The 23,506-nt window shown below is 64.4% G+C and carries 23 protein-coding genes; 13 read left to right on the top strand and 10 right to left on the bottom strand.

Translation table 11 applies throughout. From position 1 onward, the window contains the following. Positions 1–18: 18 nt before the first annotated feature. From ESB00_RS09015 to ESB00_RS09005, 3 genes are all read left to right on the top strand, one after another. Entirely contained in the window at positions 19–1,005 is a 987-nt protein-coding gene (locus ESB00_RS09015; protein WP_129047368.1) for an SAM-dependent methyltransferase, read from the top strand. Positions 1,006–1,090: 85 nt separating this feature from the next. Continuing rightward, a complete protein-coding gene (gene rpmB, locus ESB00_RS09010; RefSeq protein ID WP_129047367.1) occupies positions 1,091–1,321 on the top strand; it encodes a 50S ribosomal protein L28 in 231 nt (76 codons plus the stop codon). 219 nt (positions 1,322–1,540) lie between these two features. Next, a complete protein-coding gene (locus ESB00_RS09005; protein WP_164976115.1) occupies positions 1,541–2,269 on the top strand; it encodes a cytidylate kinase-like family protein in 729 nt (242 codons plus the stop codon). A gap of 5 nt (positions 2,270–2,274) precedes the next feature. Here the strand turns inward: ESB00_RS09005 and ESB00_RS09000 are convergent, their stop codons facing one another. The 4 genes from ESB00_RS09000 to ESB00_RS08985 form a co-directional block, all read right to left on the bottom strand. After that, entirely contained in the window at positions 2,275–2,556 is a 282-nt protein-coding gene (locus ESB00_RS09000) for a GNAT family N-acetyltransferase (RefSeq protein WP_129047365.1), read from the bottom strand. Next, a complete protein-coding gene (gene murJ / locus ESB00_RS08995; RefSeq protein WP_129047364.1) occupies positions 2,553–4,136 on the bottom strand; it encodes a murein biosynthesis integral membrane protein MurJ in 1,584 nt (527 codons plus the stop codon). The genes ESB00_RS09000 and murJ overlap by 4 nt, the downstream gene beginning before the upstream one ends. A 78-nt stretch (positions 4,137–4,214) precedes the next feature. Further along, positions 4,215–4,910: a hypothetical protein gene (locus ESB00_RS08990; RefSeq protein ID WP_129047363.1), complete on the bottom strand. Its 696-nt coding sequence runs from the start codon at positions 4,908–4,910 to the stop codon at positions 4,215–4,217. 13 nt (positions 4,911–4,923) lie between these two features. Continuing rightward, positions 4,924–5,196 (bottom strand): FmdB family zinc ribbon protein, encoded by a 273-nt coding sequence (locus tag ESB00_RS08985; protein ID WP_129047362.1) that lies wholly within the window; start codon positions 5,194–5,196, stop codon positions 4,924–4,926. A gap of 118 nt (positions 5,197–5,314) precedes the next feature. Here ESB00_RS08985 and ESB00_RS08980 point away from each other — a divergent pair, with 118 nt between their 5' ends. Beyond that, entirely contained in the window at positions 5,315–6,196 is an 882-nt protein-coding gene (locus ESB00_RS08980) for a polyprenyl synthetase family protein (RefSeq protein WP_129047361.1), read from the top strand. A gap of 1 nt (position 6,197) precedes the next feature. Further along, positions 6,198–6,671 carry a hypothetical protein gene (locus ESB00_RS08975; RefSeq protein WP_129047360.1) on the top strand — a complete coding sequence of 158 codons (474 nt, stop codon included), beginning with the start codon at positions 6,198–6,200 and terminating at the stop codon, positions 6,669–6,671. Between the two features lie 72 nt (positions 6,672–6,743). Here ESB00_RS08975 and tpiA read toward each other — a convergent pair whose 3' ends face one another. The 4 genes from tpiA to ESB00_RS08955 form a co-directional block, all read right to left on the bottom strand. Then, positions 6,744–7,511, bottom strand: coding sequence for a triose-phosphate isomerase (gene tpiA / locus ESB00_RS08970; RefSeq protein WP_129047359.1), 768 nt, complete (start codon positions 7,509–7,511; stop codon positions 6,744–6,746). 111 nt (positions 7,512–7,622) lie between these two features. After that, positions 7,623–8,903 (bottom strand): phosphoglycerate kinase, encoded by a 1,281-nt coding sequence (gene pgk, locus ESB00_RS08965; protein WP_129047358.1) that lies wholly within the window; start codon positions 8,901–8,903, stop codon positions 7,623–7,625. Positions 8,904–9,010: 107 nt separating this feature from the next. Beyond that, positions 9,011–10,057 (bottom strand): type I glyceraldehyde-3-phosphate dehydrogenase, encoded by a 1,047-nt coding sequence (gene gap / locus ESB00_RS08960; RefSeq protein WP_129047357.1) that lies wholly within the window; start codon positions 10,055–10,057, stop codon positions 9,011–9,013. Positions 10,058–10,291: 234 nt separating this feature from the next. After that, positions 10,292–12,826 (bottom strand): alpha-amylase family glycosyl hydrolase, encoded by a 2,535-nt coding sequence (locus ESB00_RS08955; RefSeq protein WP_129047356.1) that lies wholly within the window; start codon positions 12,824–12,826, stop codon positions 10,292–10,294. A 102-nt stretch (positions 12,827–12,928) separates the two neighbouring features. Between ESB00_RS08955 and mnmA the strand changes: the two genes are divergently transcribed. After that, positions 12,929–14,062, top strand: a complete 1,134-nt coding sequence (mnmA, locus tag ESB00_RS08950; protein WP_129047355.1) for a tRNA 2-thiouridine(34) synthase MnmA — start codon at positions 12,929–12,931, stop codon at positions 14,060–14,062. Positions 14,063–14,149: 87 nt separating this feature from the next. Here the strand turns inward: mnmA and ESB00_RS08945 are convergent, their stop codons facing one another. Together ESB00_RS08945 and ESB00_RS08940 are read right to left on the bottom strand one after the other, a co-directional pair. Continuing rightward, positions 14,150–15,370: a 3-deoxy-D-manno-octulosonic acid transferase gene (locus ESB00_RS08945; protein ID WP_246026440.1), complete on the bottom strand. Its 1,221-nt coding sequence runs from the start codon at positions 15,368–15,370 to the stop codon at positions 14,150–14,152. 148 nt (positions 15,371–15,518) lie between these two features. Continuing rightward, on the bottom strand, positions 15,519–16,568 hold the full coding sequence (locus tag ESB00_RS08940) for a deoxyhypusine synthase family protein (RefSeq protein ID WP_129047353.1): 1,050 nt from the start codon (positions 16,566–16,568) through the stop codon (positions 15,519–15,521). A 125-nt stretch (positions 16,569–16,693) separates the two neighbouring features. Here ESB00_RS08940 and ESB00_RS08935 point away from each other — a divergent pair, with 125 nt between their 5' ends. From ESB00_RS08935 to ESB00_RS08905, 7 genes are all read left to right on the top strand, one after another. Beyond that, entirely contained in the window at positions 16,694–19,534 is a 2,841-nt protein-coding gene (locus tag ESB00_RS08935) for a M16 family metallopeptidase (RefSeq protein ID WP_129047352.1), read from the top strand. A gap of 16 nt (positions 19,535–19,550) precedes the next feature. Then, positions 19,551–19,793, top strand: coding sequence for a hypothetical protein (locus ESB00_RS08930; RefSeq protein WP_129047351.1), 243 nt, complete (start codon positions 19,551–19,553; stop codon positions 19,791–19,793). Positions 19,794–20,028: 235 nt separating this feature from the next. After that, the gene (locus ESB00_RS08925; RefSeq protein WP_129047350.1) at positions 20,029–20,232 is read left to right on the top strand and encodes an addiction module antitoxin RelB; all 204 of its coding nucleotides are present in this window, start codon (positions 20,029–20,031) and stop codon (positions 20,230–20,232) included. Then, a complete protein-coding gene (locus tag ESB00_RS08920) occupies positions 20,229–20,558 on the top strand; it encodes a hypothetical protein (protein ID WP_129047349.1) in 330 nt (109 codons plus the stop codon). Before ESB00_RS08925 ends, ESB00_RS08920 begins: the two co-directional genes overlap by 4 nt. Positions 20,559–20,641: 83 nt before the next feature. Further along, the gene (locus ESB00_RS08915) at positions 20,642–21,139 is read left to right on the top strand and encodes a hypothetical protein (protein WP_129047348.1); all 498 of its coding nucleotides are present in this window, start codon (positions 20,642–20,644) and stop codon (positions 21,137–21,139) included. A gap of 49 nt (positions 21,140–21,188) precedes the next feature. Next, positions 21,189–21,548, top strand: a complete 360-nt coding sequence (locus tag ESB00_RS08910) for a hypothetical protein (RefSeq protein ID WP_129047347.1) — start codon at positions 21,189–21,191, stop codon at positions 21,546–21,548. 213 nt (positions 21,549–21,761) lie between these two features. Continuing rightward, positions 21,762–23,351, top strand: coding sequence for a glucose-6-phosphate isomerase (locus ESB00_RS08905; RefSeq protein ID WP_129047346.1), 1,590 nt, complete (start codon positions 21,762–21,764; stop codon positions 23,349–23,351). The last annotated feature ends 155 nt before the right edge of the window (positions 23,352–23,506 follow it).

Here is a 23,506-nt window from a genome sequence, read left to right as displayed (position 1 = left end):
AAATGGCTCCCTTTGTAAATGGGTTCCTCCGCGCATTTCCGGGAAATCATGGCCGCCGAGCCGGGCGTGGAGCACGGCGTGCCCTTCGCGCGCTTCATGGAGCTGGCGATGTATCATCCGACCGCCGGCTACTACACGCGCGACTTCCGGCGCGTGGGCCGCGACCGCAAGGCGGATTTCTACACGGCGACCTCCTTCAATCCGGTCTTCGGCGAACTCGTGGTCGCCGCCGCCACCAAACTCCTCGCCCCCGGGCAGCCGGCGGATTTCCACTTCGTCGAGATTGGCGCCGAACCCGGCGGGGGCGTGCTGCGCGACATCCCCCATCCGTTTGCCTCCTACCGCACCATCCGCCTCGGTGAACCCCTGGCCGCCACCGGACCCGTCGTGCTTTTTTCCAACGAACTCTTCGATGCCCAGCCCTTTCACCGCGTGCTCTGGCGCGACGGTGCCTGGCGTGAGCTAGGGGTGGCGCTGCGTGACGGACAACTCGCCGAGGTGGAGTTGCCGAGGTTCTGCCCCGAGCTTGATGCTGAACGGACGCGCCTGCCCAAGACCTCGACCGAGGGCTATCACCTCGATCTGCCGCTGCGCACGATCCCCCTGCTGCACCGCATCGTGAGCCAGCCATGGACCGGCCTGTTTCTGGCCTTTGACTATGGCCGCACCTGGCGGGAACTCGCCGAGGAGATGCCGACGGGCACAGCCCGCACCTACTTCCGCCAAAAAATGGGCGACGACCTGCTGAACCGTCCCGGCGAGCAGGATTTAACCTGCCACATTTGCTGGGACTGGATTGAGGACGGGCTCGCGCAAAACAGCTTCAACGAACCCGTGGTTGAGTCCCAGGAGAGCTTTTTCGCCCGTCATGCCACGGCAGCACTCGCCGCCATGACCGCGGCCGAGGCCAAGGGCCTGAGCCCGCGCAAGCGCATGCTGATGCACCTCTTGCATCCGGCCCACATGGGGCAGAAGTTTCAGGCCATCCATGCTTTGCGTAAATGACGGCCCGTTTTTCAAGAAAACCAAATTTCCCTTGCTAAGCCAAACCCCCGTCCTTTACTCACGACCCTTTAACTCAAGAAACACCATGGCACGAATTTGCGCAATCACTGGCAAGCGCCCGACTCCGGGCAGCATCATCAACCGTAAGGGTCAGTCCAAGAAGAGCGGCGGCATCGGCACGCACGTCACGAGCAAGACCCCCCGCAAGTTCCGCCCGAACCTGCAGTGGATCAAGGTCAAGCTCCCCAACGGTGGCACCAAGCGCATGTGGGTCTCGGTCAAGGCCATCAAGGCCGGCCTCGTGCAGAAGGCCTGATTCCCTTCCATTCCTCCCGACCCGCAGCCCCAAGCTGCGGGTTTTTTCATGCCCGCACATCGGGATGCGTGCCAGAATCCGCACGGATTGACCCAAGGGATGCGCAGCATTTCCCATAGCGGGTCGGCTTCTCCAGGCGTATTCTATGCCAAGAGGGAACCCGGTTCCCCGGGATGTCTCTCCGGCCGCTTTCGGCCCCCGCCCCAACCCCGTCTCGCCATGACAACCCATCCCTACCTGCAACACGGATTGACCATCCTGCACGCGCGGCTGAAGACCCCGCATGCCCGCTTTGCCGCCCTCACGGGCACGGAACCCCGTCCATTTATCACGCTCTCCCGCGAAACCTGCGCCGGCGCCACCACCTTGGGGAAACACTTGATTCCCCTGCTCGACGCACACCTCGGGCAGGAAGGGCGCAGCTGGATGTTTCTCGACAAGGATCTGCTGCACCACGCCTTGAACCACCACAACTTGCCGGAACGGCTCGCCGACTACCTGCCCGAGGACCGGTTGCCGGAAATCAAGGGCCTGATCGGTGAAATTGTCGGCCTGCATCCGCCCCTGTGGGAACTCGAGCACCGGGTCGCGGAGGCCATCCACCGTTTTGCCGAACTCGGCCATGTGATCATCTCGGGCCGGGCCGCCCACCTGATCACCCGGGATCTGCCCGCCGGCCTGCATCTTCGCCTCGTTGCTCCCCGCGAGTCGCGCATCCGGCGCGCCCAGGAGATCCGTCAATCCGACCGCGCCGCGGCTGAGGCCTTCATCACCGAAAACGACCAGGCGCGCGAGCGCCATGTGCGCACGAACTTCGAGCAGGACATCAACGACCCGCATGCCTACGACCTGGTGATCAATACTGACCGGGTCCCGCCGGCCACGGCCGCACGCCTCGTGCTCGATGCCCTCCAGGAACGCGTGGCCGCCCTGACACCCGCAGTCTAGCTGGTTCACTCCACCAGAAGGTCCTGATACTCGCGATGGCGCGCGATGAAGTGCGCCACATAGCTGCACGCCGGCACCACCTTGCGGCCGGCCGCGCGCGCGTCGGCCAGCGCCCTTCGCACCAACTGCTCGGCGATCCCCCTCCCGCGGAGTTCCGGCGGCACCAACGTATGGGTGAAAATACGCCGGCCTTCCCCATCCTCGAATTCACACACGGACAAATGCCCGTCCACGACCGCCTCGTAGCGGCGGGCCGCTGAATTGAGCGTGATGCTGACTGGGCTCATGTCTTTCTATCGCGCACGCGCCGCAGGAGACCGGCCAGCTCTTCCCGGCCTTCAATCTTCAGCAACCAGAGCAAGCCGGCGTAAACGGCCACGGCCAACGGAATCAACGCGCTGACCACGAGCACGTCATGCAGGCGGGCAGGCAGCGTGACCCGTCCGAGCGCCCAAGCTCCGCCCCAGACCGCCACCCCCATGAGAAGGCTCGCCAGCAGAATTTTTCCCAGGCTCGGCAGCACCGGCGCAAAGCCCAGCGCTGGCAAGCGCTGCGCCAATTTCCTCTGGAGATACCATCCCTGGGCCAGCACCGCCAGGTTCCCGGCCAGCGCCAGACCCATGGTGGAAAACCATCGCATGAGCAGAATGCTCCCCACCACGTTGACCACAAAACTCAGCATCGCAGCCCGCACCGGCGTGACCGTGTCCTTCAGGGCGTAGAATCCGCGCAGGGCCACGGTCGTGAAGGAGAGAAACGGCAGCCCCAGCGCGCAGGCCGCCAGAATCGGCGTCATGATCCGGGTATCCCCGGCCGTAAAGGCGCCGCGCTCAAACAGCAGCCGGGTGACGGGCTCGCTGAGCAGGGCCAGTCCCACGCCCGCCGGCACGTTGATCACGAGCACGAGGCGCAGCCCCTTGTGGTAGTCCGCGCCCAGCTGCACCCAGTCAGACTTCGCCGCATGGCGCGCAATCAGCGGGAACACCACGGTCGCGATGGCCGCGGTAAAAATCCCGATCGGCAGTTCCATGACGCGGGTGGCGAGATTGAGCACCATCGCCGCGCTCTCGTTCAGAGACAGCCCGAGGAAGCGGGAGACCGCCATGTTGACCAGGTAAACCGCCGAGCCGATGACCGTGGGTCCCATCAGCCGCGCAATCTCGCGCACGCGATCGTCCGACCGCAGATCAAACGCCGGCCGCCAGCCCTCCTGCCACAGCACCCACGCCGGCACCGCCATTTGCAGAAATCCGCCAGTCAGCACGCCGGCGCACAGCAGATGCATCCGCTCGCGATCGCCCCAGGCCCACCAGCCGCCCAGGCCCAGCGAGGCCAGGATCGCCAGATTCAGCCACACCGGGGACCACGCCGGCTCGGTGAAACGCCCGAGCACCTGGCAGGCCGCGCTGAAGGCCGCGGCCAGGCATACGACGATCATGTAGGGGAACAAAATCACTGCGAGGTCCGCGCCCAGCACCCAGCGCTGCACGGTATCCGAGACAGACTGCACTCCGCCCGACGTCTGCAGCCCGGCACTGATGCCGAACAAAGAAAGCATCGCCAGCGCCACGACCCCGCAGGTGACCAGCAGCAGCCAGCTGATGACCTTGTTGACGAGGGCGAAGGCCGCAGGACGCTGCCGGTGTTCCAGTTCGTGCGCGAGCGTCGGCACGAAGGCCGCGGTCAGGGCCCCCTCGCCGAGGAGCCGGCGGAACAGATTGGGCAGCGTGAATGCCGAGGTGTAGGCCGAGGCCAGCGCCCCGGTGCCAAACACGGCGGTGATCGCGATCTCGCGGACCAAACCAAGAACTCGTGATACCACCGTCGCCCCGGCGACCGTGCTGATGTTCTTCAGGTTCTTCGACACCGGATAATCAGCCGCCCGCCGCTAATGCCGCCGGCCTGCCTCGGCCGGCCTGCCGTCCGCCGGCTGGGCGACGCAGGGTCACTGGAAACTCAGCTTGAGCGTGGTGCCCTCGATGACGACGTCGCCCAGCTTCACCCAAGCCGACTTGATGTCATCGGGAGTCTTCTTCTTGCCCACCAAGTGGTCGAAAAGCGGACCGGAGAGCGAGGGCAGCAGATGCAGGGGACAGGAGCCCAGGTGCAGGGTCTCGGCCTTGAACACGAAACGATCACCGGAACGCTCGAATACACCGGTCGAGATCACCATGACCTCCGTGGTGAGACCATACCAGTTCAGCACGCACTTGGTGCCGATCTGAAGCTTGCCGTTGACGAACTTGAAGTTGGGCGTGCCGGGCTGAAAAATCCCATTGTCGGTGGCCTTGGCCTCCTCCGCCTTCGCCCCGGCCGCCGCGGGCTTGGGGGCCGCGGTGAACGTGCCGGTGGCCCAGGCGTTGAGTTCCTCCTCGACGAGGGTGACCGAGGTGCCGGCGATGAACTGCTTCTGTTTGGCGGACCAGGTGCGGCCCTTGGCCGTGGAATCGCTGCCGGCGATGTAGTAGAGCATGCCGCGGATTGGCTCCTTGGGCATCTCCTTCACGGTCGATACCGGCTTGAGCACCAGATAAACACAGGCGGCAAATACGCCGACCAAGAGGCCGAGCAGCGCACCCAGCGCTACCTCGGTTGCACTGGGACCATAGAGGGCTTTCTCGATTTTCTTGTTCTCAGCCATGGCGGGGACGGGGTTATTTGGCAGCGGCGGTGGCCGCCGGTTTGCTGTCGGAAGTCTTGGAGGCGGCCGCTTTCTCAGCCGCAGCCTCGTTCTTGGCGCCGGGCTTCTTGTAGTCGGTGATGTAGAAACCCGTGCCCTTGAAAATGAGGCCGGCTCCGCCGCCGATCTTGCGCTTCAGGCTGGCCTTCTGGCAGGCCGGGCACTTCGCAAGCGGAGCGTCCTTCATGGACTGAAAGGCTTCCAGCTCATGGCCGCATTTGGTGCAGACGTATTCGTAGGTGGGCATCGCGAATACGGCTGATAGAAAGCCTGCCCGGCCGCAAGGCGAGTCTGTTCTGGCCGCAACTCGCGGTTAACAATCCGTTTGCCAAGGTCCCTTCCCGGGCGGAAATTGCCGTCCCGCTATGGATTTCGCCGCGCAATTCCAAGCCTACCGCGACCGGGCCGAGCAAGGCCTCGACCGCCTGCTGCCCCCGGGCACCACGCGGCCTGCCCGCCTGCATGAGGCCATGCGCTACGCCCTGCTGGGCGGCGGCAAGCGCCTGCGCCCGGTGCTGGTGCTCGCCGCCTCAGACCTCTTCGGCGCCCGGCACGATGCCTTGGCCGCGGCCGTCGCGATCGAATGCATCCACACCTACTCCCTGGTGCACGACGATCTGCCCTGCATGGACAATGATGACCTGCGCCGGGGACGTCCGACCACGCACAAGCAGTTTGACGAGGCCACGGCCCTGCTCGCCGGTGACTCATTGCTCACCTTCGCCTTTCAACTCATCGGCCGCCACTATGCCGGCCAGCCTGGGCTGGCGGCCGCCCTCACCCGGGAAATCGCCGAGGCCGCCGGCAGCGAGCGTCTCGTCGGCGGCCAGATGGAGGACCTGCTGGCGGAAAAGAAAACGAACGCCACCGCCGAGGAACTCGAGTTCATCCACCTCAACAAAACCGCGGCCATGATCGTGGTCTCGCTCGTGGCCGGCGGACTTTGCGGCGGGGCCACCGACGCGCAGCTCGACGGTCTCCGGACCACCGGCCGGCACCTTGGCCTCGCCTTCCAGATCGTGGACGACGTCCTCGACGCCACGGCCGACACCGCCACGCTCGGCAAGACCGCCGGCAAGGACGCCAAGGCCGGCAAGACAACCTATGTCAAACTGCACGGCCTCGACGCCTCGCGGAAATTCGCGCGCGAGCAAACCGATGCCGCCCTCGCCGCCCTGCGCTCCCTGCCCGGCGACCAGAAGTTCCTCGCCGCGCTGATCGAGTCGATGGCCAGCCGCCTCAACTAACATGGCCGGCATCCGGCAGGATTACATACTGCGGCAGCTCGACCTGTTGCGCCAGTTCATCGCCCGGCTCGCCAGCCGCCGCAACGAACGCGAACTCGAGGAGGCCCTGCTGCTGTCGTTTCACCTCCAGGAAAAACTCTTCCCCCTTCCCCCGACGGAATTTCTCCGTCTCGACCTGGCGGACCAGATTGCCGCCCTGAGTCGCAACGAAACGCCCGCAGTCGCGCGCGAGAAATGCCTGGCCTACGCATCCTTGCTCGCGGAAACCGCCACGCTTTACGACCACAAGGCCCGGGGCGACCTTGCCGACGGCGCCCGCCAGATGGCCCTTTATGCGGCGCTGCACGCGACGCTGGACACACGCGATGATTCCGCTGCCGTCGGGCTGATCGAACAGCTCACCGGTCAGCTTGATCCGGAAACCCTGCACGCCCCGGTCGCCGCGTTGCTGGCGGAATACCGGAACGGCGGCTGAACCAATTGGGGCAAAAAAATGCCGGGGCGCTCGCGCGTCCCGGCATGGGAAAGGATCTGGCTTGGACTCAACTTACTTGGCCGCGTCAGCCGCCTTGACCAGATCGATGAACGACCGGGCCTCGAGGGAGGCGCCGCCAATCAGACCGCCGTCGATGTCCTTCTCGGCAAGCAACTCGGGGGCGTTGGAGGGCTTCATCGAACCGCCGTAGAGGATGCGGATCTTCTGGGCCAGCGGGGCGCCGTAGAGCTTGGTGAGGAGGTCGCGGATGAACGCGTGAACTTCCTGCGCCTGCGCGGTCGTGGCGACTTTGCCGGTGCCGATGGCCCAGACGGGCTCATAGGCGATGACGACGTTGGTGATCTGCTCGGCGGTGACGCCGGCAAGACCGCCCTCAGTCTGCTTCTGCACGACGGCCAGCGTCTGGCCCGCCTCGCGCTCGGCGAGGGTCTCGCCGACGCAGAGGATGGGCTTCAGCTGGTTGGCCAGCGAGGCCACGACCTTCTTGTTGATGAAGGCGTCGGTCTCGGCGAAGTAGGTGCGACGTTCGCTGTGACCGAGGATGACGTGCGACACGAACAGGCTGCGGAGCATTTCGGCGGAGACTTCGCCGGTGTAGGCGCCGCTCTTCTCGGGATGCATGTTCTGCGCGCCAAGCTTCACGCTCTGACCTTCGAGGGCCTTTGCGGCGCTTTCGAGCGCGGTGAACGGCGGGCAAACGACGATGTCCACCGAGCCGAGCCGGCCGATCTCGGCCGTGATGTCCTTGATGAGCGCGACGCCGTCGGCGGCGGTCTTGTTCATCTTCCAGTTACCAGCGATGAGTTTTCTGCGAATCATTTTATTAAGCTTTGTTTGTCATCCTGAGCGCAGCGAAGGATCCAAGGGGATGCGCGCTTGCGGACGTAATCTTGGATTCTTCGCTTCGCTCAGAATGACGGGTTGCGGGGATTAGGTTTCCAGGAACGCCACGCCGGGGAGCACCTTGCCTTCGAGGAGTTCGAGGCTGGCGCCGCCGCCGGTAGAGCAGTGGGTGACCTTGTCCACGATCTTGCACTTCTTGGCCGCGGTGGCGGTGTCGCCGCCGCCCACCACGGTGACCGCGCCGGCTTCGGTCGCCTTCGCGAACGCGGCCGCCATGGCCTTGGTGCCCTCGGCGAACTTCTCGACCTCGAACACGCCCGGAGGGCCGTTCCAGATGATCGTCTTCGCCCGGCCGATGACCTGCGCGAACAGCTCGCGCGACTTCGGACCGGCATCGAGGCCCATCCAGCCGGCCGGGATGCCCGACTTGTCGTCGGCCACGCCGGTCTGCACGGCGGCGATGTCAGCGGGCGAACCCGGGAAACGGTCGGCGGTGACGAAGTCCACGGGCAACGTGATCTTCACGCCCTTGGCCTTGGCCTTGTCGAAGAGTTCCTTGGCGATCTTGGCACCCTCAGGATCGAAGAGCGAGGTGCCGATCTCCATGTTCTCGAGAACTTTCTTGAACGTGAAAGACATGCCGCCGCCGATGATGATCTCGTCGGACTTCTCGAGCAGGTTGTTGATGAGCGGAATCTTGTCGGCGATTTTCGCACCGCCGAGGATGGCGAGCAGCGGGCGGGCGGGCGTCTCGATGACCTTGGCGAAGGCCTTCAGCTCGGCCTCCATCAGGAAACCGGCAGCCTTGTCCTTGAGCAGCACACCGACCATCGAGCTGTGCGCGCGGTGCGCGGTGCCGAAGGCGTCGTTCACGTAAACGTCGGCCAGCTTGGAGAGCGAGGCGCGGAAGGCCTCGACGTTCTTCGGATCGGCCTTGATGGACTTCTCGGAGCCGTCGGCCTGCTTCTCCTTCACCTTGCCCTCCTCCTCGATGTGGAAGCGCAGGTTCTCGAGGAGCACGACGTCGCCGGCCTTGAGCGCACCGGCGGCGCAGGCGGCTTCGACCGCGGGTCCGACGCAGTCATCGAGGAACTTCACCGGCTGGCCGAGCAGCTTGGCGAGTTCGTCGGCGACGGGCTTCAGGGAAAACTTGGCGATCTTCTTGCCATCGGGCCGGCCGAGGTGGCTGGCGAGGACGACGGCCGCACCCTGCTCGAGGGCGTATTTGATCGTCGGCAGCGCCGCGACGATGCGGGCGTTGTTGGTGATGGCGCCGGAGGCCTTGTCTTGCGGGACGTTGAAGTCCACGCGGATGAACACGCGTTTGCCGGCGAGCGAAAGGTCGCGGATGGATTTGAACTTAGCCATGGGAAGGAGGGAGGAAAAAAGAAGCCACGGATGACACGAATGGCACGGATGAAGATGAATCTTTATCCGTGGGCATCCGTGCTATCCGTGGCCGGATTATTAAATTATCAGAGCTTGGCGGCGATCTTCTGGGTCAGCTCGACGACGCGGTTGGAATAGCCCCACTCGTTGTCATACCAGCTGACGAGCTTGAAGAACTTGCTGTTGAGCTCGATGCCGGAGCCGGCATCGAAGATCGACGAGTGCTTGTCGTGGATGAAGTCGCTGGAGGCGACCTCGTCGGAGGTGTAGGCGAGGATGCCCTTCAGGTAGGTCTCGCTGGCCTTCTTCATGGCCTCGCAGATCTCCTTGTAGGAGGTCTCCTTGGTGGTGCGGACGGTGAGGTCCACGACCGAGACGGTCGGGGTCGGCACGCGGAAGGACATGCCGGTGAGCTTGCCCTTCACCTCGGGGCACACGAGCGCGGTGGCCTTGGCGGCGCCGGTCGTGGACGGGATGATGTTGATGGCGGCGGAACGGCCACCCTTCCAGTCCTTCTTGGACGGGCCGTCCACGGTCTTCTGCGTGGCGGTGTAGGAATGAATGGTCGTCATGAGGCCTTCCTCGATGCCGAAGCCCTCCTGGAGCAGCACTTTCACGACCGGCGCGAGGCAGTTCGTGGTGCAGGAGGCGTTGGAGATGATGGTGTGCTTGCTGAGGTCGAGCTTGTCGTCGTTCACGCCGAGCACGACGGTGATGTCCTCGCCCTTGGCCGGAGCGGAAATGATGACCTTCTTGGCGCCCGCGGTGATGTGGCCCTTGGCCTTCTCGGCCTCGGTGAACAGGCCGGTGGACTCGATCACGAGATCGACGCCCAGCTTGGCCCAGGGGAGTTCGGCGGGGGACTTGGCGCTCACGACGAGGATATCCTTGCCGTTGACCACCAGCACATCGTCCTCGGCCTTGTCGGCAGCGGACTTCTTGGACGACACGGTGCCTTGGAAGCGGCCCTGGGTGGAGTCGTATTTGAGGAGGTAAGCCAGGTTGTCGGCGGGGACGATATCGCCGACGGCGACGACATCGAGCTTGGTGCCGAGCAGACCCTGCTCGACCAGCGCGCGGAAAACGAGGCGGCCGATGCGGCCGAAACCATTGATTGCTACTTTGACAGCCATGTTGGGTGTGGGTTGGTGGACGTTAAGAAAGGCCAATGAAGGGAGCGCCGGGAGCTTTGGCAAGAGCGATGCTCAAAATGTGCCGGCCGGCGCACAGCAGTGGCCAATATTTGCGTAATAAACAGAGCTCCCCGGCCGTCGGCCGGGGAAGTAGCAGGTCTCAAACCCTCAAATAACAGGAAATGGCCGGAGCCTCTCCTGTTTGTTACTTGTTACCTGATACTTGTTACTTGGCTACCCGCGGATCCAGAGGCTGCAACCAAGCCCGGGGATGAATACGCCGTCGGCGCCGACCGTCAGCGGTCCCGGCGCGGTTTCGGGGTAAAAACACTCGTGGTCGGCCAGTTGCCGCCAGCCGGATTCGGCAAATTCCCCGATCGGGATCACGGTGTCGTCCGTGTGCGGATTGACGGCGAACATAAGCTGCGTGGCCCCCTGGCTGCCGTCGGCGTTGTAAACCGCCACCAAGGCCGGGTGCCCCGCCCCGCCAAAGCAGCGGAAGAAGCCCTCCGATGGTCGCGACCACTGCCGGAGCAACTGCCCGCGGGCGGAGCGGCGGAACGAAATCCAGTCGGCAAAGTATTTGTGCGTGGCCGGGTAGCGCGCCATCCGCCGGTAATCGAGTGCGTTCAGGTCTCCCCGCAGGTAGGTGTTGTTCACGCCATGCTTGCTCCGCAGGAAATCCTGACCCGCCGAGAGCAACGGGATGCCGACGGAGGCAAAGAGCACCGCCGCCATGAGGTGGGTGCGCTGGCGGTCGTTCTGCGTGGGATGATGGCCGTTGCGACCGGGATTCTCGGTGATGACGTCAATCCACGTACTGTCGTCGTGCGACTCCGTGTAGTTGACCGTCTGCGCCGGCCAGTAGGCGAAGTGCCACGGCGAACCCTTGAGAAAATACTCAAGTGAGTCGGCGCCACCGCGTCCGTGCACGTAGTCGCGCAGGAAGTTCCGGTAATTGTCGTTCCAAGAAGCGAAGCCCGTCGGCCGCAGGGCCGCCGCGATATGGCCGCGAAAACTCCACGGCTCGGCGATCAGGATGACATCGGGCTTTACCTTCTTCACGGCGGTCTCGACATCACGCAGCACGTCCACGCCGATCAATTCCGCCAGGTCGAAGCGGAAACCGTCCACGCCATAGACCTCGATGAGCTGCACGAGGCTGTCCACGATCAGCCGCGTGGCCATCGCGGAGCGCGCGCGCAGGTCGTTGCCGCAGCCGCTCCAGTTGGTGAGCGTGCCGTCGTCGCCGAGCTCGAAATAATACAGCTTATCCACGAACAGCAGGTGCGCCGGTTCGCCGACGTGGTTATAGACCACGTCGATCACCACGGCCATGCCCTGGCGGTGGAAGGCGGCGACGAGTTCCTGCAGCTCCTTCACCTGCGAGGCGCGTGGACCATCGAGCCCGTACGCAGCCGCCGGAGCGAAGTAGCTCACCGGCATGTAACCCCAGAAATACTCCTCCTTCGTGAGGTTGTCCGCGTGGTGGACCGGTTGGAGTTCCACGCAATTCACCCCGAGTTTCTTCAGGTAGAAATCCGGGCTCTCGACCCATTTGCGCAGGCCGGTGAAGCCCAGGCGCTCCTCCGCGCTGAGCGAAACGGGGGCATGGGCCACAAGGTCGCGCACGTGCGCCTCGACCATGACCAAATCCTGCCAGGCGGGCGTCGCAAAGGTGCGGTCCGCCTGCCCCAGCCAGGCCTGATCCAGCACGATGCCCGGTCCTTCGCGCCCCACTGCGGCCCGGGCATAGGGGTCGAGAATCCGTTGGTTCGGATGAAAGTGTCCGAAGACATCGTGCGGGCCGCTGATCGAATACCAATAATACCACCCGTGGAGATTCCGGTTGATCTGGGCTTCCCATACGCCGCGCCAGCCGTCCTCCTCCCTGCGCGGATCGAGCTCATAGCCGAAGGCCTTGCCCAGGTCCTCAAGTTTCTCGCAGAGGAAAAGCCGCACATGCTTCGCCCGCGGCGCAAAGATCCGGAACGTGGTGCCCCCGCGGGCGACGATCGCACCGAGGGGCAGGTCACTCTTCAGGGCATGGAAAAATCGCCCGAGGCGCAGCCGCACCTTGGGCGGCTCGCGGCCCTCGCGCACGAGGATCACCGAGTAGGTGCGGTTGAGCAGCAGCGGCTCGGTCGTGGTGAAGCGGAACTGGTTGCGCCCGGTGCGATGCCGCTTCAGCAGGCGGTTATAGCGGCCGTCGCCCACCGCCACGGCGTTCGTGGCGTCGCGGGGCAGATCCAGCCAGCGGTTGTCGCCGGTCACAAACTTGAACTGCTGCGGCGGCTCGGTCAGCAGGCCGGAGGCCGGCTTCTTCAACAGCAGCACCCGTCGGCGGTTCAACTCGCCCCAGACCATCAGCCATTCGGTCTTGCCGATGGCCGCCTGCCAGCCGTTGAAGTCGCCCGCCACGTAGATGGGCATCGTTTCAAAATCGACCCAGCTGTGTTCCGCCGGATCGAGCATGAACACCACCTGCCCCAGCTCGTCCACGTAATAGGCCGCCTCCTCCGCGTAGAGCGAGGGCTCGGCCGGGCTGAGGTCGGCAAACTCGAAGGCCTTGTCGCCCGGCGTGAGCAACGGCAGCGACTCGGCGGTCCAGTCCGCCCCCATCTCGATGATGCCGGTCGAGGTCGAGGTCAGCCACGCACGAAAAATGCGGTGAGCCAGGTCCGGGTTGAAGGGCGTGCGGGTGTTCAAAGGAGGAGAGCGACCGGCATCATCCAGCACACGCCGCGCCACCGCAAGCGTGCTTCGCACGGTTATTGGTTAATGGTCAGGGGTTATGGGTGAAACCCAAGACGGGTCCGGCGCCGATTGTTTTTCCGTGTATTCCGGGCATTCCGTGGTTTCCTGCCCCACATGTCCCGCATCCTGGTCGCCATGTCGGGCGGAGTGGACAGCTCCGTCGCCGCACTCCTGCTCAAGCAGCAGGGGCACGACGTCACGGGCGCCTACATGAAAAACTGGATCAACGAGGACAACGTCATCGGCCACTGCCCGTGGATGCAGGACATCGACGACGCCCGCGCCACCGCGGAGGCCATCGGCATCCCTTTCCGCGTCGTCAACCTCATGCAGGACTACCGCCGCCTCGTCGTGGACTACCTGCTGGACGGCTACCAGCGCGGCCTCACGCCCAACCCCGACGTGATGTGCAACCGCGAGATGAAGTTCGGCGTGTTTCTCAACTACGCGCGTGCGGAAGGATTCACCAGCGTCGCCACCGGGCACTATGCCCGGCGGGTGGAAGCTTCAACTGCAGGGTCGGTGCTGGCGCCGACCTGCGCGGCCGAGGTCGGCACCAGCACCGACCCGACAAAGAAATTCGCCCTCCTCGAAGGCGCCGACAAAAACAAGGACCAGTCCTACTTCCTCGCGCTCCTCTCGCAGGCCCAGCTGCGCGACGCCTTCTTCCCCATCGGCCATCTCGCCAAACCGCAGTTGCGCGAGCTCGCGGCCGATGCGCGCCTGCCCAACGCCCGCAAGAAGGACAGCCAGGGCATCTGCTTCATCGGCGAGGTGAAGATGGCCGACTTTCTCCGCGCCTACGTCCCCGAGCACCCCGGCCCGATCGTCCGCGCCACCGACGGCAAGATCCTCGGCGAGCACCGCGGGCTGCACTACTACACGATCGGTCAGCGCAAAGGCATCCGCATTCCGTCGAACACGGACAACCAAGCTTACGTCGTCGTCGGCAAGCGCGCCAGCGACCACGCGCTGCTCGTGGCCTTCGACAGCGCCGATGCACCCGGCCTGTGGGCAAACGAAGCCCAAGTGCACAGCCTGAGTTTCATCGGCGATCCGATCACCGCGCCCACCCGCCTCGAATGCCGCGTGCGCTACCGTGACCCGCGTGTCGCCATCCAGTTCACGCCCGGACCGGACGCCACCGCGCACATCCGCTTCGACCAAGCCCAGCGCGCCCTCGCCTCCGGCCAAATCATGGCACTCTACCACGGCGAACAGCTGCTCGGCGGCGCGGTGTTCGCGTGAGCGAGTTGTAGCCGCGCTTGCGTTCCGCGAACGCGGAACGAAAGCGTGGCCGAATACGGACCACGTTGTCGCAGTGCTCCAACGCGTCTAGGAAACCCGCTTCGCCAGCAACTCGCGCACCACCGCCAGCGTGCGTTCCGTCGCGCCGCGGTTGGCCTCGTGCCACGCATGCGCCGACGAACTCAGCTTCGCCCGCTTGGCCGGGAACCGCAGATACTCCACCGCCTCGCGCACCAGATCCTCGTGGGTCTCGACCTTGCGGACCGCGCCGGCGTCGGTGAGCCCACGGATGATGTCGCGGAAATTCGTCATGTGCGGCCCGTGCAGCAACGGCTTCTCCAGGATGGCCGCCTCCACGGGCGTCTGACCGCCGTCGTGCGGGGCGAGGCTCTTGCCCACGAACACGAGGTCCGCCAGCTGAGTAAGTTTGCGCAGTTCTCCCGTGGTGTCGCCAATGGCCACGTCCACCACGCGTGGGGCCACACCGGCCGAGCGAAAATGAAACGACAGCCCCGTTTCCGCCAGCAGTTCGCGCAGTTCCTCGCGCCGCTCCGCATGGCGCGGCACGATCAGCAGCGAGACGTCGAGTCCCTTGCCCCGCGCCTCCTGCAACGCCGCGATCAGCGCCTTCTCCTCACCGGGCCACGTGGATGACCCAAGCAACACGAGACCGTCGCCCAGCCCGACTTCCTTGCGCAATTTCGCCCGATCGGCCTCGCCGAGCAGCGGAATCTCCACGTCGAGTTTCAGGTTGCCGGTGGTTTGCAGGCGTTCGGCCGGGAAACCGATCGCCTTGAACCGCTGCTCATCACCTTTCGAGGCGCAGAGGAGGCGCGTAATGCCGCGCGACAGCGCCAGCACGAAGGGCGCAAACTGCATGGACCGCCGGTAGCTGCGGTCCGAGAGCCGCGCATTCACGCTGAGCACCGGCACACCGTGGCACTCCGCCTGCCGGACATGCTCCGGCCAGCGCTCGCCTTCCATCAGGATGCAAAGATCCGGCTGCACGCGCCACCAGGCGCGCTCGCTCGCCCACCAGAAATCCAGCGGAAAATACCCGATGCCCACGGTCAGCGCGGGATATTTCTCCTTCGCCAGCTGGTAGCCCGTGCTCGTGGTCGTCGTCAGAAAAACTTCCATGCCGCCCTCGCGCTTGATCGCCTCCAGCAGCGGCCCGATGGCCAGCATCTCGCCCACGCTCACCGCCTGCAGCCAGATGCGCCTCACGCCCGGTCGCTTCGGCGGCAGCGGCACCGTCCGCCCCAGCCGCTGCCAGAACGCCTCACCATAGCCCCCGCGTCGCCGCATGCGCCAGAGATAATACGGCGATGCCAGGAGCAACGCGGGAAGAAAGATGATTCGATAAACCCAGATCACAGGGGTGAACCACTCATGGTCACTGATAGGACCCTAGTTCAATTAGTGAGTCATGAGTGAAGGTTAGTGGTGCCGTCCCTCACTGGCCAAGGACCCACGCAAAGATCAACGGCGCCACGATCGTGGCATCGCTCTCGATGACGAACTTCGGGGTCTTCGCCCCGAGCTTGCCCCAGGTGATCTTCTCGTTCGGCACGGCGCCGGAGTAGCTGCCGTAGCTCGTGGTCGAATCGCTGATCTGGGAGAAATAGCCCCACAGCGGCACGTTGGTGCGACCAAGATCCTGGTGCAGCATCGGCACGACGCAGATCGGGAAGTCGCCCGCGATGCCGCCGCCGATCTGGAAGAACCCAATCGAACCCTCGCCTGACTTGAGCGTCTTCGCGGTCTGCGTATACCAGCCGGCAAACGTGGCCATGTATTCGATGCCGGTGCGGACGGTATGCACGTTCTTGATCTCGCCGGTGATGACGCGGCCGGCATACATGTTGCCGAGGGTGGCGTCTTCCCAGCCGGGCACGATGATCGGCAGGTTCTTTTCGCAGGCAGCCAGCATCCAGGAATTCTTCGGGTCGATCTGGTAGAACTTCTTCAGCTTACCCGACCGGAGAATTTTATACATGAACTCGTGCGGGAAAAACCGTTCGGCCGCGCGGTCGGCGGCCAGCCACTCCTCGGCGACGGCGGCCTCGATGCGGCGCATGGCCTCTCCCTCGGGTATGCAGGTGTCGGTTACGCGGTTCATGTGCCGGTCGAGCAAGGCCTGCTCGTCATCGGCCGTCAGCGAGCGGTAGTGCGGCACGCGCTCGTAGTAGTCATGGGCCACGAGGTTGAAGATGTCTTCCTCCAGGTTCGCGCCGGTGCACACGATGGCGTGGATCTTGTCGCGCCGGATCATCTCGGCCAACGAGATGCCCAGTTCGGCGGTGGACATGGCCCCGGCGAGTGTCAACAGCATCTTGCCCCCGGCCTGCAGGTGGGCCTCGTAGCCCTTGGCGGAATCCAGCAGGGCGGCGGCGTTGAAGTGACGGTAGTTATGCGCGATGAACTTGGAGATGGGCCCCTTCTTTCGGGCGAGCTTGGCGTTGACCAGTTCGGGTTTGGGCTGGGCTTTGGCTTTCGTCTTCATCCCTCCAAGCAAGGTCACCGCCCCGGCCTTTGGCCACTCCAAAGTCCGCGCCGTTCTTGCCGTCCTATTGCCGTTCGTCGCTGGATGCTTGCGCCGCAAAGGGCTTTGCGAAATATCCCTGCGCCATGAAGTTGCTTCCTTTCCCCGTCCGGACGCTGCGGTTGGCGTTCGTCCTCGTTCTCGCTCCGCTTGTCGCGCTTCGCGCCGCCGACTTCCCCCACCAGACCAGTGATCTCCCGGCCGACCCCGCGATCCACTGGGGCAAGCTCTACAACGGCCTCCGCTACGCCCTCCTGCGCAACGCGGAGCCCAAGGGCCGCATCAGCGCCCGCCTCGCCATCAAGGCCGGTTCCCTTCACGAAAACGAGGATCAGCGCGGCCTTGCCCACTTCCTCGAACACATGGCGTTCAATGGGAGCAAGCACTTCCCCGCCGCCAATGTCATCGAGTTCTTCCAGAAGCTGGGCATGGACTTCGGTGGCGACACCAACGCCTCCACCGGCTTCGACCGCACCATCTACCAGCTCGAACTGCCCGACGCCAAGCCCGAGACCCTGCGCGAATCGCTCACCTGGTTCGCCGACGTGGCCGGCGGCATTCTCTTCGAGCCGGCGGAAATCGAAAAGGAGCGTGGCATCATCCTCAGCGAAAAACGCGCCCGCGACTCCGTCGGCCTGCGCACTTTTCTCGCTGAGATGGATTTCCTCGTGCCCGACACGCGCCTGCCCCAACGCCTGCCGATCGGCACCGAGGAAGTGCTGAAAAACGCCCCGCGCGAGCGCTTCCTCGAATACTACGACACTTGGTATCGTCCCGAGCGCATGGTGCTCGTGCTGGTCGGCGATCTCGAGCCCGCCGCCGTCGAGCCGCTCGTCCGCGAAATTTTCGGTCCGCTCAAGGCCCGCGCCCCCGCCCTGCCGGAGCCGCGCCTCGGCGTTGTCACGCCCACCGCCACGGTCGAGGCCCGTCTGCACACCGAGATGGAGGCCGGCGCCGCCAACGTCTCGATCCAGACTGTCGTGCCCTACGCGTTCGAGCCCGATACCGCCGCCGGCCGCTTGAAATATCTCCCGCGCACCCTCGCCCTGCGCATGCTCAATCGCCGTCTTTCCATCCTCGCAAAACAAGAGGGCGCGCCCTTCCTCGGCGGTATCGTCGGCGTGACCGAGCAGTTCGACCTCTTCCGCAACGCCTCCATCGAACTCAACTGCCGTCCCGACCAGTGGCAGGCCGCCCTGACCGTCGCCGAGCAGGAACTCCGCCGCGCGCTCGAACACGGCTTTCAGCCTGCGGAACTCGCCGAGGCGGTCGCCGAGATGACCAACAACCTCGATCAGGCCGTGAAGACCGCACCCACACGCCGCTCGGGCGGCCTCGCGCAGGATCTCGTCGGCGACCTCATTGACGACGCAGTCTCCACCCACCCCAACGCCGAGCAGGCGCTCTACCAGCCCGCCCTCGCCCGGATCACCCCCGAGATCTGCACCGCCGCCCTCCGCGCCGCCTGGTCCGAGGCCGCCGGCCGCAAGCTCTTTGTCACGGGTAATGTCCAGCTGCCCGACGCCGCCGCGGCCATCGCTTCCACCTTTCAGGCCAGCGCCGAGGTCGCCGTCGCGCCGCCGGCGAAGATCGAGCAGGCCGCCTTCGCCTACACCGACTTCGGCCCCGCCGGCCAGGTCGCCAAGCGCACCGCTGTGGACGATCTCGGCGCGACGCTCATCGAGTTCGCCAATGGCGTCCGTCTCAACCTCAAGGCCACCGACTTCGAGGCCGGCCGCATCCGCGTGAACATCCGCCTCGGCGGCGGCACGCTCACGCTGCCCATGGAACAGCGCGGACTCGGCGTGCTGGCCAACGTCGCCTTCACCACCGGCGGTCTCGGCAAACACAGCGTGGACGACCTGCAGCGCCTCCTCGCCGGCAAGACCGTGGGGCTCGCCTTCGGCGCGCAGAGCGACGCCTTCACCTTTGGCGCCGCCACCAATCGCGCCGACCTGCTCCTCCAGCTCCAGCTCTTCTGCGCGTTCCTGACCGACCCCGGCTACCGCCCCGAGTCGATCCGCCAATTGCACAAGATGGCCGAGCAAGTCTATCAGCGCCTGCCCCACACGCCCGACGGACCTTTCCAGCTGGAGATCGCCAACCTCCTCGCGGGCGGCGACCCGCGCTTCGGCCTCCCGCCCAAGGACGTGCTGCTCTCCCGCAGCCTCGACGAACTGAAGGCTTGGCTTAGCTCCGAATTTGCCCGCGCCCCGATCGAGATTGCGGTCGTCGGCGACTTCGAGACCGACGCCGTCGTCGCCGCCGTCGCGCAGACCTTCGGCGCCCTCCCGAAGCGAGACGCCAAGCCCGCCTACGAAGCCACGCGCCGGGTGACCCGCCCCGCCGCGCCGCTGGCCAAGGAATACACCATCACGTCCGAGATCCCCAAGGCCCTCGTACGCCTCTACTGGCCCGCCACCGACGGCCGCGACGTGAAACTCACGCGCCGCCTGCGCATGCTCAACGATGTCTTCGCCGACCGCCTGCGCGTCGAGATCCGCGAGAAGCTCGCCGGGACCTACAGCCCCAACGCCGGCGCCGATCTCAGCGACACCTATCCCGGCTACGGCTGGCTCGTCGCCGAGGCCGTCGTCGCGCCGGCAGACACCCGCAAAATCGCCGACGCCATGAAGAAGGTCGCCGCCGACCTCCACGCCGGCGAGGTGACCGCCGAGGAACTTGAGCGCGCCCGCCAGCCCATCCTCACCGCCCTGCGCGATTCCGCGCGCACCAACCCCTACTGGCTCGGCACCGTCCTCGCCGCCGCGCAGGAATACCCCGACCGTCTCGACTGGAGCCGCAACCGCTACACCGACAACGAAAGCATCACCGCCGCCGAACTCACCGCCCTCGCCAAGCAATTCTACGACCCCGCCAAAGCCAGCGAATTCATCGTGCTGCCGGTGGCGAACAAGGCCCAGTAACACTAATCAGCATAGGATGAGCATTCCAATCGAAGTCGTCGGCAAGATACGCAATGGCGACCATTCCGAGATGTGTGTGCGTGTTGAAGACGACACGAAGAGCACCGGAGGTTATCTTGTGTATCAGTGGTGGAAGAACTCCAACGGCCCGAATACCGGCGGTGCCTTCGATGATTGGGTCGAGTCGAAGCAGCAGCTCGATGAATATTTTGCCGCGACCGGGTGGTCGATCGACTGGGAACAGGCCGACATCCGATGAAAGGAGATTAGACTCAGCATTGAAGAAGTTGAGACCTGCTGAGCGGCGAGCCTTAGGTTGCGCGCCCCCGTAAGTCTCCGTGCTCTCTGCGGCCACTGTGTTAAACGGCATTGGAGATTGATCACTCCCTCTCCCGGACTGACCGGCCCGTTATGCCGGATTTCGTCCCATTGCGCCACGAGCCATAGACCAACCCAATCTTGCATCTCCGCCCTTGGCGACTAGCTTTCCCTCCGTGACCTCCGCGCACCTCACCGAAGCCGTGCTTGCACTCCCGGAAACAGAGCGCCTCGCGCTCGCGCGGGAGATCATCGCCAGCCTTGCCATTGATGAATCGCAGAAGACCGCGATCAGTGAAGGCGTGGGACGCATGGAAGACATCATCAAGGGCCAAACCACGGGACTGACCGAAAGCCAGTTCCGCGCGGCCCTGCGATGACCGTTGTCTATCACCCCGATTTCGCGGCCGACGTCCGGCGGTTCGCCAGCCAATACGGCACGATCTCAGTCCGGTTGGACCACCGCTTCCGTCTCGAGGTGGATGAGGCCATCGCTGTCATCAAAGATAATCCCACTTCAGCCGGACACTTTCTGAACACGGGTTCACTCGTTCTTCGCGAAGTCCGGCGCCGCAATCTGTATATCTTCCCGTTCTTCGTTCTCTACGGCCTGACTGAAACCCACCTTGTGTTCGGTTCGTTGATCCCCAGTGCCTCCGATCCGCTCACGTGGCTCAACCGGTTCAGTGATGCCACGGGCTCCTGAGTCTGGCGGCAATCCGCGGTTGTAAGCCAGTCATCACCGGCCTTTCATTCTTAACTAAGCAGCCACCGACAACCGCATCACGTATGAGCCATACCCCGAAACTCGGCTTCGTCTGCCCCATGCCGTGGACGCAAATGTCCGGCGATGATCGCGGGCGATTCTGCTACGCATGCAGGATGCAAGTGCCTAACTTATCCCTGCTTTCATTCGAGGAACGCCAACGCATCCTTGAACGTGCGCAGACCGAGAAAGTCTGCGGCACTTTTCTGGTCAGGCTATCGGGCGAGATGGTTACACCGGAGAAACCCCTGACCCCGAAAGAGCGCCTTGGCATCAGGCAACTGGGCTTGGCCGCATTGTCAGCAGGGGCCTTGGCTGTCGCCACCGGTTGCGTGAGTCCTCAGCAGACCACTCTTGCGACGCCCACCACGGAGGCAGCCACCACACCGACAGCTCAGAATCCTGCATCCACCGTGGACAATCCCAAAACCGAGGAAGAAACCATCATCCTGATGATTGGCCTGATCATTTGCGAAAAGCCTGCCCCGGTCAGGCCCAAGCTCCCGAACGGAAAATGGTAGGCCCTATTCCCATGCCGGCAAGAGCTGCCCTATTGCTCCAACTGTTTCCATGCTGATCAAGCACGCGCTCATCACTGCGCTGGTTACTTGGCTGATCATCCTCGGTGCGGCGCTTGGCTTAGCTGTCCATCGCAACGATGTAAGTGTGAAGAGCATCATTGAATACGCTTGGGGCGTATCCTTCGCCGTATGCATCTTGGGGGTTTTGTTTAGTAGCGGCGCATCGACCGGCGACACAATCGAACGCACGGAGGGCGTCGAAAAATCATCCCTCAATCGCGAAGGTTATCGGCAGGCCGACAGCCAGGATGCAGTTGTCGGCATCGCGTTTGGCACGATCGTTATGATCTCGGCACTGCTGATCTTCGGTGGCTCGTTGGCCACACTCTACCTCTTCTTCAATCAGTGAAACGGTAGCAGAGGTCGGCGCATAGCCACGCCCCGGTTAAACTCTGCCGCGAAAATTGCGCTACGACGCCTTACCCTCCTTCTCCGTGCTCTCCGCGACCCCTGTGTTAAACGGCATTTGGAGATCGATCCCTCCCTCTTCCGGACTGACCGCCCCGTTATGCCGGATTTCGTGCTGGTTCCGGGTTTCCGGCCGGGGTATTTCTGCCCGCCTATGAACTGGGAACGTTTCAAGTCGCTCTACTACACCAACCCAAAGCTCGGCCTGTCGCTCGACATCAGCCGCATGCCCTTCCCCGACGATTTCCTGACGACCATGCAGCCCAAGCTGCAGCAGGCCTTCGCCGACATGGCCGCGCTTGAGGGCGGCGCCATCGCCAATCCCGATGAGAACCGCATGGTCGGCCACTACTGGCTCCGCAACGCGGACCTCGCGCCCACGCCCGAGTTGAAACAGGCCATCACCTCGACCCTCGACGCCATCAAGGACTTCACGGCCAAGGTCCACAAGGGCGAGCTCACCGCGCCCGGCGGCGTGAAGTTCAAGGAAGTCCTCGTCATCGGCATCGGCGGCTCCGCCCTCGGGCCGCAGCTCGTCAACCACGCCCTCGGCCGCCTCAAGGGCGGGCGCGACAAACTGCGCGTCTCGTTCTTCGACAACACCGACCCCGACGGCATGGACTACGTGCTCAAGGAACTCGGCAGCCGCCTCAAGCAGACCCTCGTCATCGTCATCTCCAAGTCCGGCGGCACCGTCGAGACGCGCAACGGCATGCTCGAAGCCGCCGCCGCCTTCAAGGCCGCCGGCCTCGACTACCCGAAACACTTCGTCGCCGTCACCGGCGCGGGCTCGAAACTGGAACAGGTCGCCATCTCGGAAGGCTGGCTCGCCCGCTTCCCCATGTGGGACTGGGTCGGCGGCCGCACCTCCGAGCTTTGCGCCGTGGGCCTCCTGCCCGCCGCCCTGCAGGGCATCAAGATCGACCAGATGCTCGCCGGCGCCGCCGCCATGGACGAGGTCACGCGCAAGAAATCCCTCCGCGACAACCCCGCCGCCCTCCTCGCGCTCATGTGGTATTGGGCCACCGACGGCAAGGGCACCAAGGACATGGTCGTGCTCCCCTACAAGGACCGCCTGCTCCTTTTCTCGCGTTACCTCCAGCAGCTCGTCATGGAGTCGCTCGGCAAGGAGCTCGACCTCCAGGGCAACGTCGTGAACCAGGGCATCGCCGTCTATGGCAACAAGGGCTCGACCGACCAGCATGCCTACGTCCAGCAGCTCCGCGAGGGCGTGAATAATTTCTTCGTCACCTTCATCGAGGTCCTCAAGGACCGCAACGACGCCTCCCTCGAAGTCGAGCCCGGCATCACCACCGGCGATTACCTGCAGGGCTTCTTCCTCGGCACCCGCGACGCCCTCAGCGAGAAGAACCGCCACTCGATCACCATCACGGTCAACGAGGTCTCGCCGCGCTCGCTCGGCCAGCTCATCGGCCTCTACGAGCGCGCGGTCGGTCTCTACGCCTCGCTCGTCGGCATCAACGCCTATCACCAGCCCGGCGTCGAGGCGGGCAAGAAAGCCGCCACTGGCGTCATCGCCCTGCGCCTCAAGATCGCCGACGCCCTGAAGGCCGCCGGCGGCCGCGAGTTCACCGCCGAGACCCTTGCCGCCCTGCTCAACCAGCCCGAGAAGACCGAGCTGGTCTTCAAGCTCTTGGAACACCTCGCCGCCAACCCGGCCGGCCACGTCAAAAAGACCGTCCAGAAACCCTGGCACGAGTCCACCTACGCCTGGCAGGAGTAATACCCAATCCGCTCACCACGAAACACACCAAACACACGAAAATCGCAGTCGTCCGGGGAAATCCGGGAACCGCCCCCGCATTTCGTGTCTTTTGTGTATTTCGTGGTGATCGCCTCTGCCTGAAACGACAGTTGCAGAGCGGCCCGACAATCCTA

The organism is Oleiharenicola lentus (assembly GCF_004118375.1).
In the GTDB taxonomy this organism is placed as follows: domain Bacteria; phylum Verrucomicrobiota; class Verrucomicrobiia; order Opitutales; family Opitutaceae; genus Lacunisphaera; species Lacunisphaera lenta.
Note: the sequence above shows the minus strand (reverse complement) of the source record. Positions and strands in the feature narration are given on the sequence as shown.

Coding starts and splice junctions, on each gene's coding strand:
- ESB00_RS09015 (WP_129047368.1), top strand. CDS start 19: ATGGGTTCCTCCGCGCATTTCCGGGAAATCATGGCCGCCGAGCCGGGC.
- rpmB (WP_129047367.1), top strand. CDS start 1,091: ATGGCACGAATTTGCGCAATCACTGGCAAGCGCCCGACTCCGGGCAGC.
- ESB00_RS09005 (WP_164976115.1), top strand. CDS start 1,541: ATGACAACCCATCCCTACCTGCAACACGGATTGACCATCCTGCACGCG.
- ESB00_RS09000 (WP_129047365.1), bottom strand. CDS start 2,556: ATGAGCCCAGTCAGCATCACGCTCAATTCAGCGGCCCGCCGCTACGAG.
- ESB00_RS08990 (WP_129047363.1), bottom strand. CDS start 4,910: ATGGCTGAGAACAAGAAAATCGAGAAAGCCCTCTATGGTCCCAGTGCA.
- ESB00_RS08985 (WP_129047362.1), bottom strand. CDS start 5,196: ATGCCCACCTACGAATACGTCTGCACCAAATGCGGCCATGAGCTGGAA.
- ESB00_RS08980 (WP_129047361.1), top strand. CDS start 5,315: ATGGATTTCGCCGCGCAATTCCAAGCCTACCGCGACCGGGCCGAGCAA.
- ESB00_RS08975 (WP_129047360.1), top strand. CDS start 6,198: ATGGCCGGCATCCGGCAGGATTACATACTGCGGCAGCTCGACCTGTTG.
- tpiA (WP_129047359.1), bottom strand. CDS start 7,511: ATGATTCGCAGAAAACTCATCGCTGGTAACTGGAAGATGAACAAGACC.
- pgk (WP_129047358.1), bottom strand. CDS start 8,903: ATGGCTAAGTTCAAATCCATCCGCGACCTTTCGCTCGCCGGCAAACGC.
- gap (WP_129047357.1), bottom strand. CDS start 10,057: ATGGCTGTCAAAGTAGCAATCAATGGTTTCGGCCGCATCGGCCGCCTC.
- mnmA (WP_129047355.1), top strand. CDS start 12,929: ATGTCCCGCATCCTGGTCGCCATGTCGGGCGGAGTGGACAGCTCCGTC.
- ESB00_RS08945 (WP_246026440.1), bottom strand. CDS start 15,370: ATGCGGCGACGCGGGGGCTATGGTGAGGCGTTCTGGCAGCGGCTGGGG.
- ESB00_RS08940 (WP_129047353.1), bottom strand. CDS start 16,568: ATGAAGACGAAAGCCAAAGCCCAGCCCAAACCCGAACTGGTCAACGCC.
- ESB00_RS08935 (WP_129047352.1), top strand. CDS start 16,694: ATGAAGTTGCTTCCTTTCCCCGTCCGGACGCTGCGGTTGGCGTTCGTC.
- ESB00_RS08930 (WP_129047351.1), top strand. CDS start 19,551: ATGAGCATTCCAATCGAAGTCGTCGGCAAGATACGCAATGGCGACCAT.
- ESB00_RS08920 (WP_129047349.1), top strand. CDS start 20,229: ATGACCGTTGTCTATCACCCCGATTTCGCGGCCGACGTCCGGCGGTTC.
- ESB00_RS08915 (WP_129047348.1), top strand. CDS start 20,642: ATGAGCCATACCCCGAAACTCGGCTTCGTCTGCCCCATGCCGTGGACG.
- ESB00_RS08910 (WP_129047347.1), top strand. CDS start 21,189: ATGCTGATCAAGCACGCGCTCATCACTGCGCTGGTTACTTGGCTGATC.
- ESB00_RS08905 (WP_129047346.1), top strand. CDS start 21,762: ATGAACTGGGAACGTTTCAAGTCGCTCTACTACACCAACCCAAAGCTC.